This window comes from Anaerolinea thermophila (genome assembly GCF_020723905.1).
Taxonomy (GTDB): Bacteria; Chloroflexota; Anaerolineae; order Anaerolineales; family Anaerolineaceae; genus Anaerolinea; species Anaerolinea thermophila_A.
In genome coordinates, this window is sequence record NZ_DYHZ01000007.1 from 74,335 (window position 1) to 91,354 (window position 17,020).

Consider the following 17,020-nt stretch of genomic DNA (forward strand, 5'->3'; position numbering starts at 1 on the left):
ACGTATTGACCGCACCGGGAGACTCTTCTGTCCGCTGGATGCGTTTATTTTTCAGGGATAAGCCATTTGCCGGAGTAATTTCTCATCATTTTTTGAGGTGTGTATGCGTCTGGCGCTGATTCCGCTTGCCATTACCCCCCGCAAACGGGAACAGAATTTTCATCGGTTTGAGTGTATTCTGGAAGATGTCCTCCGGCACCAGCCCGATTTGATTTGTCTTCCGGAGTGCGCCTTCACGGGTTATCTCTATGAAGAATCTGACCTGCGCGAATTTGCCGAACCGCTGGATGGGGTTTCCATCTCTGCAATGGCGAATCTTGCCCGCCGGCATGGGGTCTTTCTTGTCTTTGGTTTCCTGGAGCGCACACCCGATGGGGTATACGACTCGGCAGTTTTGCTGAATCCTTTGGGGGAAATCTGCCTGATTCATCGCAAGGTGATGGAACATGCTCCCTTTTTACGTGGGAGGAATGCTTCGGTTGCTGAAACCGAAGTGGGCAAACTGGGACTGCTGATTTGCGGAGACCTCTTTCATGAAGAAGTGCTGGCAACCCTGCCCCGGGATGTGCGCCTGTTACTGGTGCCCATGTCGCGGGGATTTGATGGACGCTCTCCCGACATGCAGCGCTGGGAAAACGAAGAGCGTGCTGCCTACAGCGATGCGATTCGACAGGCAGGCGTACTCACGGCGCTGGTGAACTGCCTGGAACAGAATACCCCTGAAGGGGCGTTTGGCGGGGCAATGCTGGTGAATGCACAGGGCAGGGTGCTGGCGGAATCGCCACACGGGAGTGATATGCCTCTGATCGTGTCTCTTCAGTAATTGGTGGTGATGTCCAGATTGCCTCGCTCGCGGGCGATGAAGTCACAGCGGCGGAAGATGAACACTGAAGCTGTTCCAAACACCAGTGATGCCGCAATCAGCACCAGGAAAAGGGTTTCGTTGGAAAGCGCTGCAAATGTTGGAAAGGCTTGTGCCACTTCTCCCACCAGCGCGCGGCGGAGCAGTTCCAGCCAGTAGGTGATGGGTAGAGCGTACCCCACCGGTCTGAGCCAGACAGGCAGGATCTCCAGTGGAAAGATGGCGCCTGTAAAGAGGAACAGCCCTCCTGCCACCACATCTCCAATATAGTAGGAATGGCGCGCCGTCAACAGGGTGATACCCGCCAGAATCAATCCCAGAAGCGCCATCATGATAATGCCCAGCGCCAGCGAGAGCAGGAACACCCCCCAGTGCACCTGCGCCCAGTTAATGCGGACGTGCAGGAAGAGCACTCCCGCGGCGATGGTGATGATCACCCCGATTGTGGCGATGATAAACTTGGCAACAGCCCGCCCGAACAGATAAAACGGGATGTTCACCGGTGCGACATAGATGTACTTGAGCGTGCGGTAGTGTTCCCGGTCATCAATGATGGTCCACGAAACGCCGCTCAGCACCGCCGGGACATACTGATAAAAGGCATTTCCCAGAAACAGATAGGCAAATACCGGCGAGTCAAACTGTCCCTGGGTGACAATGGCGTACATGATGACCAGAATTGCCGCACCTGCCACTGGCTTGATGATGGAATATGTGGCAAACAGGAAAGGATCCGTCCAGTTGGATTCAATTTGCCAGCCCAGCCAGGCGGCGGTGAGGAAAGAGCGCAGAGGAATCGAACGGTTCATGAGACCTGTATCCTTTTACCGGCGGTTTTCCGTCAACCGCCCTTCCTGAATGGCAAGTTTTTCGATAAACGCCAGTAAATAGCGCGCGCCAATCAGGAATACCACACTGAGCACAATCAGCACGAGGATTTCCACCTCTACGCTGAGAAAGCCCAGTGCCGCTCCGTTGACGAAGATCAACTGGCGCATGGCATCCAGCCCCAGAGTCAACGGGATGAGCGAGGCTCCCGCCGCCGCCCAGAAGCCCAGATTCTTCACCGGAAAGTACATACCCGTGACCAGATAGACGGGTTCCATTGCCAGATTTGCCAGGTGCCACGCTTCCCGGCTGAACAGCAGGAACAAAGAGGCGCTCATCATGCCCAGTCCGTACAAAGCCACCATGCTCAGCGAGAACACTGCAAACAGTTTCCAGAAGGAAACAACAGTGTATTGCACCTGAAACAGCCATGAACCAATCCATAAAATTGCCACTGCGCGGAGCAGGGTTGCCACCAGCCCGCCAATTGCCATGCCCAGCAAAATTGCCATCATACTGGCAGGGGAGATGATGTACAGCGCCAGATTGCCCTGTTCCTTTTCCCAGTACAACTGGCTGGACATGCTCCATAGAATGTTCATCCAGAACGCTGTCATGGCGCCGCCCAGCACGACGAAACCCACATACTCTTCCGGCGCGCGGATGGCGCGGTACACGAAGACGTACGCCGCCACGCTCAGCAGAGGCAGGAAGACATCGAAGAACACCCACGAGCGTTCCCTCTGCATGCCCACCACACGGGGATAGGCTCTGCCCCACACGGTCATCCAGAAAAGACGCGCTCCGCTGGCACGCCGCTCAATCGGCGGGAGCATGGGATTCACCTTCCACCTCCTCCAGACGCTGTCCCACCAGATGGACAAACACATCTTCCAGTGTGGGTTGACGTTTCTCCAATCGCAGAATGCGGGCTTGCGATTCCACCAGCCGGTTCAGCACCGCGGTTAACAGGTTTTCTTCATCCAGAATGAGTTCAAGGCGCAGGGCGCCGTTTTCAAAAGTCTGGTGAAAATGGCGCAGCCCCCCAAGGGTTTTAAATGCCTGTTCTTCCAGAAGGTTTTCCCGCTGTACCCATACCTGAAAGATGGCTTCGTGCTGCAATTGTTGTTTCAGGTTGCCGGGTGTGTCGCATGCCAGTACCCGCCCCTGGTTGATAATCGCCACCCGATCACACAACTCTTCGGCTTCTACCATATAGTGCGTGGTAAGCAGAAGGGTGCGCTGTGGGTTTTCGTCCATCCACCGACGGATGAAGGCACGTACATCGCGCGAGGCGCCCACGTCCAGTCCCAGGGTAGGTTCATCCAGAAAGAGAACCTCCGGGTCGGTGAGGAAACCGCGCACAATGTTCATCTTCTGGCGCAGCCCTGTGGAAAGGTCGGCTGATTTGGTGTTCAGGCGGTCTTTCATGCCCACGATTTCCATCAACATGTCAATACGCCGGTAGGCTTCTTTGCTTTCGATGCCGTAAAACTGTGCGAACATCCACAGGTTTTCACGTACGGTCAGTAAACCGTAGCCCGAGGTTTCACCGCCGGACACCATGTTGATCCGCTTGCGCACTTCTCCAGCCTGAGTGAGCACGTCATACCCTGCCACGCTGGCTTTACCGCTGGTAGGTGCCAGCAGGGTGGTGAGGATCTTAATCAGGGTCGTTTTTCCGGCGCCGTTAGGACCCAGTAATCCAAACAGTTCTCCCCGCTGGACCTCCAGGTTGACATCCTGCAGGGCAACCAGTTCGCGAAAGGCTTCTTTGCGGTTATTGCGGATTTTGTACACCCGCCCGAGGTGTTCGGTGCGAATTGCAGAAGGTTCTTCCATTTCCATTCCGATTCATGAACCCAGTAATGATACGAATGGGGCGCATTCTCGCGCCCCGATGACGCCCGGTTTTCTTTCCATGAGAGATTGTAGAATTTATGTTCTGAATTGTCAAGGTTGAAAAATTACCCTGCTTTCAAGGCGCTATCCGTTCCAGCACCAGCCCCTGGGAATCACGGTATACGATCTTCCAACGTTTCCAGAAATCTTCCGATGGCTGGAAAGGGTCTCCGTGAGGAATCACCACCAGATATTGCGGATCCAGTTGAGGTACCATGTGTTCCCGTCCCAGCGGATACTGCCTTTTGGTGGGGAAGTTGGTGTATCCGGGACCATACAGGTAGTAAAATACGCCGCCTTCAACCTGAATCACTTTATGACGAAGGTTGCGTTGCACGAAATCGTAGGCGCTGTGATATCCATCCACTCCGACCGACTCGCGGAATTCATCTCGCAGGACGATGGCATTCTGGGGGTTCAACCGGTACAGGTCGCGGGTGTAGATGACCAGTCCACACGCAATGAGGATGGCGGGAACAGCAATCCACACCGGCGGGAGACGCTTGAGGACGGCGTTCAGGAAAGGCTCGATCAGCGCCAGCAGGACAACAACCTCGTATGCCACCAGGGCAATCCCCAGCCGCCATGCGGTTTGTGTGGGCACCTGGGTGGTCTTCATAAAGCCCGATTCGGGGGTGAAAATGAACCCGATGAACAGGAGCAGGAAAGCCACAGGAATGCGCCAGTACGGCTTTTTCCTCAGCAGGGTAAGCGCAAGGCTGACGCCGAGGACAACCAGCAGGAAGACAAAATTGCGTGGCAGGTAGTTGTAAAAGTAAGGGTTGGTCAGGTTGTTAGCAATGCTCCATTCATTCATCTCCCATACCCCTTCAGGGAAGATGGTGTGAATGATGAACAGGTTGCGCACTGCCCATAACCCTCCGGGGATGATAAACAGCGCAGAAAAGCCCAGTTCGCGCCAGCGCGGTGTGGTTTTCCATCCTTTGAGCCATTCCCACAGCACTGCAAGCCATAGTGGGGCGACTGCAAACATGCCTCCCGGCTTGGTTGCCAGCACCAGCAGTGTGGCGTATACCAGCCCGGGCAGATGGATACGGCTGTTCTGTGGGGTGCGTCCCAGCGGGGCATGGGCGAATGCGGCAATCACCCCCGTGGCAAGAAAGAGGTCATTCTTGCCGATCATATGGGATTGATCCAGAAAAATATAGAAAGGGTTCCCCCGCACAGTTATGGCTTCGCTGACGAAAATCAATCCGGCAAGAAACATTAAAACCCCATCCGGAAGGGTGGTAGCCCGCCGCGCCAGAAGCCACAGCCCCAGAAAGGCGGTCAGTGCTGTGAGTGCATGGATCAGCCCGAAGAAAGTTTCTTTCCCAGCCAGCAGTAGAGCAAAAGAAAGCATGGATTCATATCCAAATGGAAATTCCCCGTAAGGAATAGACAGATCCCAGACATTGCCGCTTTTGTACAGTTCCACTGCTTTGGGGAAGTGGTATGCGCCGGCATCCCAGTGCAGGGTCTCGCTGACCGGCGAGAGGGGCCAGAGTGCGGTGGGGATAACGGCAATTGCCAGCACCAGTAGTATCCCCGCTACAGCCAGAACGTGGTTAGCCCATGCGGGTAAGGGGCGTTCTTCAGGAAGTTGGGCGAGAAAAGCCTCTCCTCCCCAGCGCCAGTAAATTCGCACTGCCAGAACGGTCAGTAAAACGGTGAGGGGAATGACAGCAATGGCGCGGTAAATCCCGGCAAGCCCCAGTACCTGCGCAGTGAATACCTGTGCAAAGAAGAATGCCAGCAGTCCAGCATAGAGGCTGAGGAAAAAGCGTCTCACAACAATCCTCCTGTGGTTCTGGAAGAAATTGAAAAATGGTACTTTTTCTCAAGCATGATACCACGAAAATCCTTTCCTTCTACAGGAGCAGGCGTAAAATGGAGATGTTTCCCAACGTTTTTTCAAGGAGGATTGCATGGATGAAGTACGCATTGGTGTGATCGGTCTGGGGATGGGGCGCAACCATGTGGCAGGATTTCAGAGCCATCCCCGGGCGCGGGTGGTCGCGGTAGCAGACATGAATGAGCGCTTGCTTCATGAATTGGCTGACCGTTATGGTGTGGAAAAGCGGTATACCAGCGCCGAAGAGATGCTGGAAATGGAGCGTCTGGATGCCGTGAGTATTGCCACGCCGAACAAATTCCACGCACCGCTGACACTGGCGGCACTGGCGGCAGGGTGTCATGTCCTTTGTGAAAAGCCGATGGCAATGAGTGCTTCAGAAGCACGTCAGATGCTGAATGCCGCCCAACAGGCTGGCAAGCGATTGATGATTAACTTTTCTTACCGCTTTACCGAGCAAAGCATGGTGCTCAAACAGCAGGTTGATGCCGGGGTACTGGGTGAAATTTACTTCGGGCGTACTGTCTGGCATCGGCGGCGCGGTTTACCCGGTTTTGGCGGCTGGTTTGGACAAAAAGCCCTTTCAGGTGGAGGACCGCTGATTGATCTGGGAGTGCACCGCCTGGATTTAGCCCTCTGGCTGATGGGGTATCCCCAGCCGGTCTGGGTGATGGGAAGCGCCTATCAATACATCGGTGCAGAACTGGCGCAAAAACAGGGCAAGACCTTTGACGTGGAAGACCTGGCTGCAGGGATGATTCGCTTTGAGAATGGAGCAACCCTGATACTCGAAGCCTCATGGGCAGCAAACATTAAAGAAAGCGAATTCATGGAAACCCGCCTGTATGGGACGCGCGCCGGGCTGGTACAGAGGAATCTGGATGAGGGGTACCGCTTTGAGGCAGAGATTTTCCTTGAGAAGGATGGTGCACACTTTGATATGAAACTGCACCCGCCCTACCCGCCGGTGACCTCGTCGTATTACCATTTTGTGGATTGCCTTCTCACTGGCAAGCCGCACATTGCCACCGGAGAGGAAGGCTTAAAGGTCATGCAGATTCTCGATGCGCTGTATCAAAGCGCCGCGGCGGGCAAGCCGGTAAAAATTGAGAATTGAGAACAACAGAGAGCCCAGATGGCAAACAAAAAACCGGCTTTCTTTGATGGAAGCCGGTTTTTTCCCTCTATATTCAGGCTTTACAACCCGTAAATTTCTCTGTATTTGCTTTCCAGATAACGCAGATACGGCTGGGGCGTGATGCGCGAGCCGGTCACCTTCTCAACCAGTTCCTGCGGTTCGTATAAACGTCCCCAGCGGTGTACGTTGTCCCTTAGCCAGCCCAGCAGGGCGCTAAATTCGCCTTTTTCAATTTGTCCATCCAGGTCGGGAATATCGGCGTGAATCTTTTCCCACAATTGCGCCGAGACCAGATTGCCCAGTGCGTAGGTGGGGAAGTAGCCAAAGTACCCGCTTGACCAGTGAATGTCCTGCAGAACGCCCAGGGCATCGTTGGGCGGGGTGAGCCCCAGGTAGGACTGGAACTTTTCGTTCCAGGCGGCGGGCAGGTCTTTCACTTCCAGACTGCCTTCCAGCAGGGCAATTTCCAGTTCCAGCCTCAGCATGATGTGCAGGTTGTAGGTGGCTTCATCGGCTTCCACGCGGATGAACGAAGGCTGGACTTTGTTAATGGCTTTATAGAAGGCTTCCAGCGGCACGTTGCCCAGTTGAGTGGGGAAGTACTCCTGCAGGCGCGGGTAGAAGAAACGCCAGAACGGTAGAGAACGCCCGACCAGATTCTCCCACATGCGCGATTGAGACTCATGAATTGCCATTGAAGCCCCCTGGCGCAGGGGAGTGCGGTGATAGGCAGGGTCCAGTCCCAGATCGTACAGGGCATGACCGCATTCGTGCATTGTGCCAAAGAGTGCTGTCCCCAGCCGGCGGGTATCCACGCGGGTGGTGATGCGCACATCACCCACGCCAAAACTGGTGGTGAAGGGGTGCGCTGCTTTATCCTGCCGTCCCTTCTGCCAGTCGTAGCCAAAGCGGGTGATGACTTCCACGCCGAAATCCCACTGGGCTTTCTCGGGAAATTCCTGTTGCAGGAAGGAATCATCTACCTGAGGGTGGGCTTGAATGGCTTTGAGCAGGGTAACCTGCCTCGGGCGCACTTCATCAAAGATCGCCTGTACTTCAGCAGTTTTCATGCCCGGTTCAAAATCATCCAGTTGCGGGTCGTACACATGGGTGTATGGTTTGAAGAACTCCGAGTACTCACGGCGCATTTCAACGATGCGTTCCAGATGCGGCTGGAACTGGCGGAAATCTGCCTGCTGGCGGGCTTTCACCCAGGCTTCCTGTGCCAGGGTGGTCACCTCGGTGAACTCTGTGACCCACTTTGCCGGCACACGGGTGCGTTTCTGGTAGTCTCGCAGCGTCACTCGAACCAGGGCCCGCTCGAAAGAATCGGCGGGCAGGTGAGCCGTTTCTTTTTCGAGGTCAGCGAGTAATTCGCCCATCTCGCTGGAAACCCAGCGCTCATGCTCCAGACGCGCCAGCAAAGCCAGTTGACTGCCGCGGTCTTCAGCGCCGCCGGGGGGCATGTAGGTCTGCTGGTCCCAACTGAGGATGGCGGCAGTGGCTGTCAGGTCGGTAATTTCACCTAACAGGGTCTTCAATTTTGCAAGTTTTTCTTCCATGGGACACCTTTCTAAATAAACTGAAGTTGTAAATTTGTCTTCCGCCTTTGGGGTGGAATTCCATTCAAAGGAAGGCGCTCAGGCGCACTTCCAGCGCAGGGGGTCACCCTTCAAAGCGGCAACGACCTCGGTTGCAATGTCATACCCTGCCCGTGCCTGGGCTTCATGAGTCTGGGCGCCCATATGAGGGGTGCAGATGACGTGCGGGTGCATCACCAGCGGGTTGTTTTCGCTGGGCGGTTCGACTGAAAAGACATCCAGGGCGGCGCCGGCAACTTTGCCAGAGTTGAGTGCTGCCAGCAGGGCTTCTTCGTCCACAATGCCGCCGCGCGCAGCATTGATCAGATAAACGCCGTCTTTCATTTTCGCAAACTGTTCATGGCTGAGCAGGTTTCTGGTTTCAGCGGTCAGGGGCAGGTGCAGAGAGAGGAAATCAGAGCGTGCCAGCAGGTCGTCGAGTTCTTCGACCGGTTCACTGCACTGGCACAGTTCGTCTTTGGGGCGGAAACGATCGAACGCCAGCACATGCATGCCGAAAGCCTGGGCGCGTTCGGCTACCGCAGAGCCAATCCGTCCACACCCGATAATGCCCAGGGTTTTCTGATAGAGTTCGTGTCCTTCAAACTCTTTCTTCAGCCATTTTCCCTGTTTCATGCTGGCATCAGCGCGGGGAATTTCGCGCACCAGCGCCAGCATCAATCCCATCGCCAGTTCGGCGACGGAAACGGTGGTTGCCAGTGGAGAGTTGACCACAGTGACGCCGGCGGCGCGGGCAGCGTTGAGGTCAATGTTGTCCACACCAATGCCGGCACGTCCGACTACTTTCAGGCGTTTGCCCGCTTCGAATACGGCCGCATTGACTTTGGTGCGACTGCGCACGATGAGCGCGTCAACCTCGCCCACTTCTTTCAGCAAATCTTCCGGTGAGATGCCACTGCGATCGATCACTTCGGCATGTTCGCGTAAATAGGCTTTGCCTTTTTCTGCCAGCCCATCGGTGATCATGATCTTAAAAGTTGCCATGAGACACTTCTCCTTGGGATGATTTCATCGAGGGGAGTTCCCCGTTTGATTGTACCCTGAGTTGTGTCATAATTCCAATCCGGTCTTTGCTCACTCTTTCCCGAGGTCCAGATCCTCGATAACTTGCAGACAGGCATCGTCTTGCGGGTTGGGCTGGTACAAAGTGCCAAACCAGGCATCCAGAATTTCCACTGCTACTGGCTCGCTGGTCAGACGCATGGCCAGGCATAACACATTGGCATTGTTCCACTTTCGCGCTCCTCGGGCGGTCTCGGCATCTGCGCACAGCGCGGCGCGAATGCCGCGCACCTTATTGGCGGCAATGCTGACTCCAGTACCTGTCCAGCACAGCAGGATGCCCTCGTCAGCATCCCCGTGCGCCACCGCCCTTGCGGTATCGCGCGCCACCGCTGACCACTGCCAGGTTTCTCCGACTGGCGGTCCAAAGGATTGAATTTCGTGCCCATGCTCGGTGAGGTAAGCCAGCAGACGATCTACGATAGGCAGATGTTCATCCCAGCCTATGGCAATTCGCATATTCCCTCCGGGTTCATGTGATAGACTGATTATAATAAGCATCGGGTTGAGGACGAAAGTGGAATCAGCGCATCTTGTTGAGTACATCCGGCAAAAAATGGCTGAGGTGGAAGCCAGTTATCAGCATCAGTCGGCAGGTTCTTCGTTCTGCCAGATCCAGAAAGATGGACGCGTATCCGGTGGTTTGAAGTACGAAGAAGGGCGTCTGGTTGCGTTGCAGTGGGTTTTGCGCACGCTTCAAAAGCAGGGAGATGCAGGGTTTTTGGCTGTTGCAGCAGAACGGGATCACTGGTTGAAGGCGCTGGCTGATGTGCAGGCAAAATCTCCTCCTCCCATCCTCTGGGTTGCCTATCGCCAGGGCGGGGTGGATGCTCTGACCTGGGTCATGGAAATGATCCGGGCGGAGAAAAGTTTTCCTGAACAGAGCGATGAGATATAATCTACTGCATGGCTGAATTTCGTTTTTCCATCCCCCTTGAAACTCGTTATGGTGACCTTGACCCGCAGTGGCATCTGAATAATGCGCGTTTCCTGACCTTTTTTGAGCATGCCCGCATGGCATATCTGGTGCATCTGGGACTGTGGGACGGCAAGGATTTCTTCAAACTTGGCTTGATTGTTGCCGATGTGCACGTTTCTTACCTGGCGCCAGTAGAAATTTTCCGCAAATGCCGGGTAGAATTGCGCGTTTCCCGTCTGGGCAACAAAAGCATGACCTTTGAATACCGTCTGGTAGATGAAGAGGACGGCACCCTCTACGCCACTGCTGAAACGGTGATGGTCTCTTACGATTATTATGCCCGCAAGAGCATTCCCATTCCTTCCGAATGGCGCGAGAAAATTGCTGCCTTTGAAGGCTTGACCGTCTGAAGAAAGGAACCCGGCATGACTTTACCTGCAATTGATACTGCGGATCTGGTAAGTTTTCTTACCCGATTACTGAACACGCCCAGCCCGACGGGATTCACCCATCGAGCCATCAGCGTGACTGAACAGGCACTGGAAGGGTTGCCCGTTACTCTTCGGCGCACGCGTAAAGGTGCGCTGGTGATTCGCTGGGAAGGCGAGCGCAATACCGCTCCCCGGGGCTTAACCGCGCATGTGGATACCCTTGGAGCAATGGTCAAGGAAATCAAGCCTAACGGACGGCTTAAACTGACCAAAGTGGGCGGGTTTGCCTGGAACACGGTAGAGGGCGAGAACTGCACCGTTTTTACCCGCGGTGGGCGGGAAATCCGCGGGACTCTGCTCCTTACCAAAGCCTCGGCTCACGTGCACAGCAGCGCCGTAAATGACACAAAACGGGAAGATGATGTCATGGAAGTGCGTCTGGACGAGCGTACCACGTCTGCCAGTGAGACCCGTGCGCTGGGAATTGAGGTGGGCGATTTTGTGGCATTCGATCCCCGCGTGGAGGTGATTAACGGGTTTGTACGCTCGCGTCACCTGGATGATAAAGCCTGTGTGGCGTGCATTGTGGCAGCCTTCAAAGCCCTGTATGCTGCCGGGAAGAAGCCCACCCAGACCACCATCGCGCTCATCAGTAATTATGAGGAAGTGGGGCATGGTGCGGCTGCCGGCTTCCCGCCGGAGATGAGCGAACTGCTGGTGGTGGACATGGCGGCTGTGGGGGAGGGGCAAAATTCGGATGAATTTCATGCCTCGCTGTGTGTTAAGGATTCACACGGTCCCTATCATCATGAGATGAGCAACCGTCTGCGAGAGATTGCCGAGGCGCACCAGATTCCCTACAAAGTGGATATCTATCCCTACTACGGTTCGGATGGAGAGGCGTACTGGTATGCGGGTGGTGATGTGGCAGTGGCGCTGATTGGTCCCGGAGTAGACGCTTCCCACAATTATGAGCGCACTCACATCGAGGCGCTGGAAGCCACTGCACGCTGGGTTCTGGCATACCTGCTGGCGGAGTGAGCCATTTTTTGCCAAAGAACGAAGATTTTATGATATAATCGCTGTGCGCTGAGGGAGACGCCTCGCGCCCTCAGGAGGGATGGCCGAGTGGCTTAAGGCGCCTGTCTTGAAAACAGGTGTGGGGCAACCCACCGGGGGTTCGAATCCCTCTCCCTCCGCTCAAAAGATGCACCCGGGGAGGTGCCAGAGAGGTCGAATGGGGCCGCCTGCTAAGTGGTTGTCGGGAGCTAAACTCTCGACCGCGGGTTCGAATCCCGCCCTCCCCGCCAGGAAAAATACACCCGCCGATTCTGGCGGGTTTTAGTTTGGCTGTGCGGGTTCGAACCCCATTGAGGGACACGTCCCGCCCTCCCCGCCAGGAAAAATACACCCGCCGATTCTGGCGGGTTTTAGTTTGGCTGTGCGGGTTCGAACCCCATTGAGGGACACGTCCCGCCCTCCCCGCCAGGAAAAATACACCCGCCGATTCTGGCGGGTTTTAGTTTGGCTGTGCGGGTTCGAACCCTATCTCCTTTTCATTTACGGCAGCGTATTACCGGCTGCCAGATAAATCTCATACCATTCTTCACGGGTAAGGTGGACCTCTGCGGCTTTTACGCTGTCTTTCAACCGTTGCAGGTTGGTCGTACCGATCACCGGTTGCATTCTGGCTGGATGGCGCAACAGCCAGGCGATGGCAATAGTCGTGCTCGATACGCCGTACCGGGCGGCAATTTCATCCATTTTGGCGTTCAGAACCGGGAATTTTTCGTTGCCTACAAAAACGCCTTCGAAGAACCCGTACAGGAAGGGCGACCAGGGCTGAATGGTGATGTCGTGCAACCGACAGTAGTCCAGAACGCTGCCATCGCGGTCATACGCTGCAGGCACATCCATGTTGACGTGCATCCCGTTTGCAATCATGTGAGCATGCATGATGCTCAATTGCAATTGATTGGCGACAACAGGTTGTTTAACAAATTTTTTCAACAGCTCAATCTGCATGGGTTTGTGATTGGATACGCCAAAATACTTCACTTTCCCTTTTGATTGCAGGAGATCAAATGCCTCTGCCACTTCTTCTGGTTCAACCAGTGCATCCGGACGGTGGAGCAGAAGCACATCCAGATAATCGGTTCGCAGGCGCCTGAGAATGCCGTCCACAGAATTAAGAATGTGTTCTTTGGAAAAGTCGTAACAATCCCTGCGGATGCCACACTTGGATTGCAGAATCACCTTTTCACGCACCTGTTCATTCATGTGTATCGCCTGAGCGAAAATTTCCTCACAGGCGCCGTCACCGTAAATATCGGCATGGTCAAAGAAGTTTGCGCCCAGATCCAGAGCCGTCTGGACGAACTCTTCGGCCTGTCGGGGTTGTAATTGATTGATGCGCATGCATCCGATTGCCACCACCGGTACTTCCAGATCGCTGGACCCCAGTCTTATTTTTCTCATATTGCACCTCTCTCTGATCAGTGGAAAAGACTGTCTTTATTGTATATGCTGTTCGTTGTCTGTGTGCGTTTTTCTCAAAACATTGACGCTGATTCAAGGGCGTGATAGAATTTGCTCCGTCGGGCGTGTAGCTCAACGGCAGAGCAGTGGCCTTTTAAGCCATTGGTTCAGGGTTCGAATCCCTGCACGCTCACTTTTTATTTAACGAGGGAATGGTTCATGTAAAAAAGGGGGACAGAGCATTCAATGAGGTGTTGAGATCTGGCTCTGTCCGCTCCTTTTATCTCGAAACGGTTTACTTTTCTTTAGAAACTAATTCTGTCAGGCTCTTTTCCTCGAAAAGAGCCACACCAGTCCTCCCCCTGCCACAGCCAGAATCAGGAATACCCACAGCCACGGCGCAGATGGAGTGCTCTGGGGGCTCGCTTCAGGGGTAGGCGTTGCCACCACGGGTGTAGGCGTTGGGCTGGGGGTAGCGGTAGGGGGATGCGGGGTAGCCGTAGGCGGTAGGGTCGGGCTGGGGGTGAAGGTGGGGGTGACCGGTGGAGTGACCTGTAGCAGAATCCGGTCACCGGGATGGATGATAGACGTGGCGTTCAGCCCGTTCCATACCATCAGGTCGTTTAAACTTACCTCATACAGTCTGGCAATCCATGCCAGGGTTTCGCCACTCTGGACGGTGTGGTAATATTTGCCGTCACTGGCGGGGGTGAGTTTTTCGATGGGCGTCAACGGGCGCGGAGTTGGGCTGGGGGTGATGTTTCCGGGATAGATGATCAACTTTTGCCCGATTTGCAGGGGCCAGTCTGCCTGAATGCCGTTATATGCCAGCAGGGCATCTATGGTAGTACCGTAAGCCTCAGCGATTCGTATCAGAGTCTGATAGGCTTTGACTTCATGAACAATTCTTCCATCGGCATCGGGCGTGGCAATCTGGATCATCCATGCGGGTGTAGGAGTGGCATATCCCGCTGTATTACTGCCGGGGATGAACAACTTTTGTCCTACCTGTAAAGGAGCGTTGCGGGAGATGTTGTTCCAGATTTCCAGGTCCCGGATCGTTACTTTGTATGCCACGGCAATTGCCCACAGCGATTGCCCGTTTTGCACCACGTGAAACACCTTTCCGTCAGCATCCGGTGTAGCCACTTTGACCGGCACGATAATTTGTGGAACACCCGCGTTTACCGGCGTTTCACCCGGTTTTGGGGTGTAATTGGCGGGCGGGCGGTACTCGCCGCAGGATCTCCCTGCCACATAAGCCGCCTGAAGCACATAGTACGTCATGCCATTTGCTGCTTTGGCAACTCCTGCACCTACATGACAGTAGGCTGGATTGACAGCCGGAATCATGTGGTCAGGGTCTGCCCATGCCAGCATAATTTCGTCAATGGTGAATGTGCTGCCGACAGCAAAATTTTCGGTGGCGTAAACTTTCGCGCCCCCGCCATATCCTGCTGATTGCAATCGCCCGGACACGTTACCGATATGCCAGGACATCTGATTCGCTGCCATGATTTCAGCGGTTGCCTGGGCTACGGCATTGATGATGGGGTCTTCAATCAGGGGCGATAGTCCATTCGACACCCGCAGAGTATTCATGGCAAGAATCAGATCGTAAGCGGTAACGCTCGACTGCGGGCTGAAGTTGGCTTTTTCTGCCTGAACCGGCACCGTTGAGTGAAACGAAGCCGCCAGGATGCCAGAGAGAAGGATCAAGCGTATCCAGATGGTTTTCACGCCGTAATTATAACGGGAAAGTCAAGGCTTTTTCGAGCCTCAGTCATGGTAATAAATTGCCATGTTGCCGAGTACCTTCCAGGAGTTTTCGAATACCTCAATGGGAACATCGTAAAACGCGCCATTGCTGATATACCGAAGGTGTGTTTTGCTGTAACCCGTGACCAGAACCGCATGCTCGTATGCCGCCACGATGACGGTGTTGCCTTCTTTGTCGGTATACTCATAAGGCACGCCCCCAACCACATTGCCAATCACCCAGGCAATCACCGGTTGATCGTTTGCCAGTTCGGCTTTCATTTCCTCTACGGACCAGCCTTTCACCGCGCGTGCGGGAAGACCATAACGGTTTAATAAAGCCGCGACCGGTGGAGCATGGACACCATATCCGTAAGGGGGAACCTGTCCCCACGGCGCGTTTACATCGCCTACGAAGCCTTTTTCTGGATTATCCGATCGGGGTAACTCAAACTGAAAGTTGTACTCCGAGATGGTTACACCAAAGTATGCCGCCCAATCGGTAGCGACCGCCGCTTCACAACTCAATGAAAAATATTGAGGATGTCCGGAAATTTTGCGGATGAAATGCTCTTCGGGTAGCGCTGGCGGGGGTGGTTCTGTGGCTGTGGCAGTTGGGGTAGGAGATGGAGGAATGGGAGTGGCAGTCGGTGGGATGGGCTGAAAAGGCGTTGCGGTTTGTGTTGGGCGAGGGGCAAGGGTTGGGGTAGAAAACATTCCCAGTAACGAGGCTCCCGCACCCATTCCGCCCTGCAGGCTTGAACCAGGCAGGGAACCATTTCCTGCCGGAAATCCCAGAGAAGGTTCGCGGGAAGCCGTTTCCATTCCGGTGCAGGTGGTCAGGAAGAGACATATCAGAACGGAGAGGAAACAACGGAATGGGATTGGTTTGGGCATATCCTTCGTGGCGTTCTGAGGAATGAGTTGACCCTTTCATTGTACAGGATTTATCCCGGAGGAGAAGGAAATTTTTCATTGACAAAACCACCTTTCATGGGTAACATTGTTGTCATGATGAATATTCGTTTTGCGCTGCATCATCATACCAGCCTCCACGAACCTTTGGGCGGAGGTCGGTAGCGCTTACCTGTTATACCCCTGAAAGCATACCCCCGGTCCGCCGGGGGTTTTTTTATTCTTGTAAAAAGAAATTGAGGAGTTGATGAATGAATGCGAGGCAATCGAATCAAAATGCAGTGAGGCTTTCTTTACCTTCCAAAGGGAGGCTCGCCGAGGATGCGCTGGCTTTTTTACAATCGTGCGGTTTGAGGGTATATAAACCCAATCCCCGTCAGTATGAAGCCACCATTCCTGCTTTGCCGGATCTGACTGTCCTGTTTCAGCGCCCTGCCGATATTGTGGTGAGTGTACGCGATGGCAGTGTGGATTTTGGAATTACCGGTATTGATGTCATCGAAGAGCGCCGGGGAGAGAACGGCAATGTGATGGTGCTCCATGATGCGCTGGGGTTTGGCGCCTGTGCACTTTGTCTGGCTGTGCCGGAAGCCTGGAGCGGAGTAGAAACTGTGGCGCATTTACGTCAATATGTGGAGCAGTTGGGGCGTCCTCTTCGGGTTGCCACCAAGTATCCGGTGCTGACCGCCCGGTTTTTGCGCGAGGCTGGTATTTCTCATGTGCTCATCTCCGCAGAGGGGACGCTGGAAACCGCTCCCGCCATTGGATATGCGGATATGATCTCGGATCTGGTCTCTTCCGGTCAGACTCTGCGAGATAACCGCCTGCGTCCGCTAACCGATGGCGTGATTCAGCCTTCTCAGGCAGCCCTGATTGCCAATCGTTCCTCACTGCAACGTTCTCCCCAGGCACTGCAAATTGCCCGCCAGTTGCTGGAATACATTGAAGCCTACCTTCGCGCTCGCGATGAAGTTGCCATTTTTGCCAACATGCGGGGCACCTCGCCCGAGGAACTTGCCGCGCGTATCTTTACCCAACCCACTATTGCCGGTTTGCAGGGACCAACGATTTCCCGGGTCATTGTGCGTTCAGGAGATCCTAACTGGTATGCGGTTAATGTGATTGTCCCGCGATCGCGTTTATTCCAGGCCATCAGCGAACTCCGCGCAATTGGCGGAAGCGGCGTTGTGGTGGTGCCGGTCAACTATATTTTTGAAGAAGAACCACCACGTTATACTGCCATGCTCAAATCGCTGGAAGAATTGTAGAGG

General features: G+C 54.5%; 16 protein-coding genes and 3 tRNA genes. 9 read left to right on the forward strand and 10 right to left on the reverse strand.

All coding sequences use genetic code 11. The features are described 5' to 3' along the window. Window positions 1-103: 103 nt before the first annotated feature. On the forward strand, window positions 104-823 hold the full coding sequence (locus tag LHF31_RS11385; protein WP_298010494.1) for a carbon-nitrogen hydrolase family protein: 720 nt from the start codon (window positions 104-106) through the stop codon (window positions 821-823). Here the strand turns inward: LHF31_RS11385 and LHF31_RS11390 are convergent. From LHF31_RS11390 to LHF31_RS11405, 4 genes are all read right to left on the reverse strand, one after another. After that, window positions 817-1,671 (reverse strand): ABC transporter permease, encoded by an 855-nt coding sequence (locus LHF31_RS11390; protein ID WP_298010497.1) that lies wholly within the window; start codon window positions 1,669-1,671, stop codon window positions 817-819. The genes LHF31_RS11385 and LHF31_RS11390 overlap by 7 nt on opposite strands. 15 nt (window positions 1,672-1,686) lie before the next feature. Beyond that, window positions 1,687-2,526 (reverse strand): ABC transporter permease, encoded by an 840-nt coding sequence (locus tag LHF31_RS11395; protein ID WP_298010510.1) that lies wholly within the window; start codon window positions 2,524-2,526, stop codon window positions 1,687-1,689. Next, window positions 2,510-3,532: an ATP-binding cassette domain-containing protein gene (locus LHF31_RS11400; RefSeq protein ID WP_298010500.1), complete on the reverse strand. Its 1,023-nt coding sequence runs from the start codon at window positions 3,530-3,532 to the stop codon at window positions 2,510-2,512. The genes LHF31_RS11395 and LHF31_RS11400 overlap by 17 nt, the downstream gene beginning before the upstream one ends. A gap of 136 nt (window positions 3,533-3,668) precedes the next feature. Next, window positions 3,669-5,384 (reverse strand): hypothetical protein, encoded by a 1,716-nt coding sequence (locus tag LHF31_RS11405; RefSeq protein ID WP_298010504.1) that lies wholly within the window; start codon window positions 5,382-5,384, stop codon window positions 3,669-3,671. Between the two features lie 136 nt (window positions 5,385-5,520). On the opposite strand from LHF31_RS11405, the gene LHF31_RS11410 reads away from it, so the two are divergent. Continuing rightward, window positions 5,521-6,564 carry a Gfo/Idh/MocA family protein gene (locus tag LHF31_RS11410; RefSeq protein WP_303774239.1) on the forward strand — a complete coding sequence of 348 codons (1,044 nt, stop codon included), beginning with the start codon at window positions 5,521-5,523 and terminating at the stop codon, window positions 6,562-6,564. Window positions 6,565-6,644: 80 nt separating this feature from the next. Here the strand turns inward: LHF31_RS11410 and LHF31_RS11415 are convergent, their stop codons facing one another. The 3 genes from LHF31_RS11415 to LHF31_RS11425 form a co-directional block, all read right to left on the reverse strand. Further along, window positions 6,645-8,147 (reverse strand): carboxypeptidase M32, encoded by a 1,503-nt coding sequence (locus tag LHF31_RS11415; protein ID WP_303774240.1) that lies wholly within the window; start codon window positions 8,145-8,147, stop codon window positions 6,645-6,647. 78 nt (window positions 8,148-8,225) lie between these two features. Next, a complete protein-coding gene (locus tag LHF31_RS11420) occupies window positions 8,226-9,170 on the reverse strand; it encodes a hydroxyacid dehydrogenase (protein ID WP_303774241.1) in 945 nt (314 codons plus the stop codon). A gap of 90 nt (window positions 9,171-9,260) precedes the next feature. Further along, the gene (locus LHF31_RS11425; RefSeq protein ID WP_298004594.1) at window positions 9,261-9,707 is read right to left on the reverse strand and encodes an RpiB/LacA/LacB family sugar-phosphate isomerase; all 447 of its coding nucleotides are present in this window, start codon (window positions 9,705-9,707) and stop codon (window positions 9,261-9,263) included. 58 nt (window positions 9,708-9,765) lie between these two features. Here LHF31_RS11425 and LHF31_RS11430 point away from each other — a divergent pair, with 58 nt between their 5' ends. The 5 genes from LHF31_RS11430 to LHF31_RS11450 all read left to right on the forward strand — a co-directional run bounded on the left by LHF31_RS11430 (window position 9,766) and on the right by LHF31_RS11450 (window position 11,908). Continuing rightward, window positions 9,766-10,146: a hypothetical protein gene (locus LHF31_RS11430; protein WP_298004591.1), complete on the forward strand. Its 381-nt coding sequence runs from the start codon at window positions 9,766-9,768 to the stop codon at window positions 10,144-10,146. A gap of 8 nt (window positions 10,147-10,154) precedes the next feature. Next, window positions 10,155-10,577 carry a thioesterase family protein gene (locus LHF31_RS11435; protein WP_298004589.1) on the forward strand — a complete coding sequence of 141 codons (423 nt, stop codon included), beginning with the start codon at window positions 10,155-10,157 and terminating at the stop codon, window positions 10,575-10,577. 15 nt (window positions 10,578-10,592) lie between these two features. Then, window positions 10,593-11,639 (forward strand): M42 family metallopeptidase, encoded by a 1,047-nt coding sequence (locus LHF31_RS11440; protein WP_303774242.1) that lies wholly within the window; start codon window positions 10,593-10,595, stop codon window positions 11,637-11,639. A gap of 73 nt (window positions 11,640-11,712) precedes the next feature. Beyond that, a tRNA-Ser gene (locus LHF31_RS11445) sits at window positions 11,713-11,797 on the forward strand. Between the two features lie 16 nt (window positions 11,798-11,813). Beyond that, a tRNA-Ser gene (locus LHF31_RS11450) sits at window positions 11,814-11,908 on the forward strand. A 250-nt stretch (window positions 11,909-12,158) separates the two neighbouring features. Here LHF31_RS11450 and LHF31_RS11455 read toward each other — a convergent pair. Beyond that, the gene (locus LHF31_RS11455) at window positions 12,159-13,076 is read right to left on the reverse strand and encodes an aldo/keto reductase family oxidoreductase (protein WP_298004584.1); all 918 of its coding nucleotides are present in this window, start codon (window positions 13,074-13,076) and stop codon (window positions 12,159-12,161) included. 121 nt (window positions 13,077-13,197) lie between these two features. On the opposite strand from LHF31_RS11455, the gene LHF31_RS11460 reads away from it, so the two are divergent. After that, window positions 13,198-13,269: transfer RNA gene (locus LHF31_RS11460), tRNA-Lys, on the forward strand. Window positions 13,270-13,397: 128 nt separating this feature from the next. Here LHF31_RS11460 and LHF31_RS11465 read toward each other — a convergent pair. Together LHF31_RS11465 and LHF31_RS11470 are read right to left on the reverse strand one after the other, a co-directional pair. Further along, window positions 13,398-14,816, reverse strand: a complete 1,419-nt coding sequence (locus LHF31_RS11465) for a LysM peptidoglycan-binding domain-containing protein (protein WP_298004581.1) — start codon at window positions 14,814-14,816, stop codon at window positions 13,398-13,400. Between the two features lie 39 nt (window positions 14,817-14,855). Next, window positions 14,856-15,731 carry a C39 family peptidase gene (locus LHF31_RS11470; protein ID WP_298004579.1) on the reverse strand — a complete coding sequence of 292 codons (876 nt, stop codon included), beginning with the start codon at window positions 15,729-15,731 and terminating at the stop codon, window positions 14,856-14,858. A 269-nt stretch (window positions 15,732-16,000) separates the two neighbouring features. On the opposite strand from LHF31_RS11470, the gene hisG reads away from it, so the two are divergent. Continuing rightward, window positions 16,001-17,017, forward strand: coding sequence for an ATP phosphoribosyltransferase (gene hisG, locus LHF31_RS11475; protein WP_298004576.1), 1,017 nt, complete (start codon window positions 16,001-16,003; stop codon window positions 17,015-17,017). The last annotated feature ends 3 nt before the right edge of the window (window positions 17,018-17,020 follow it).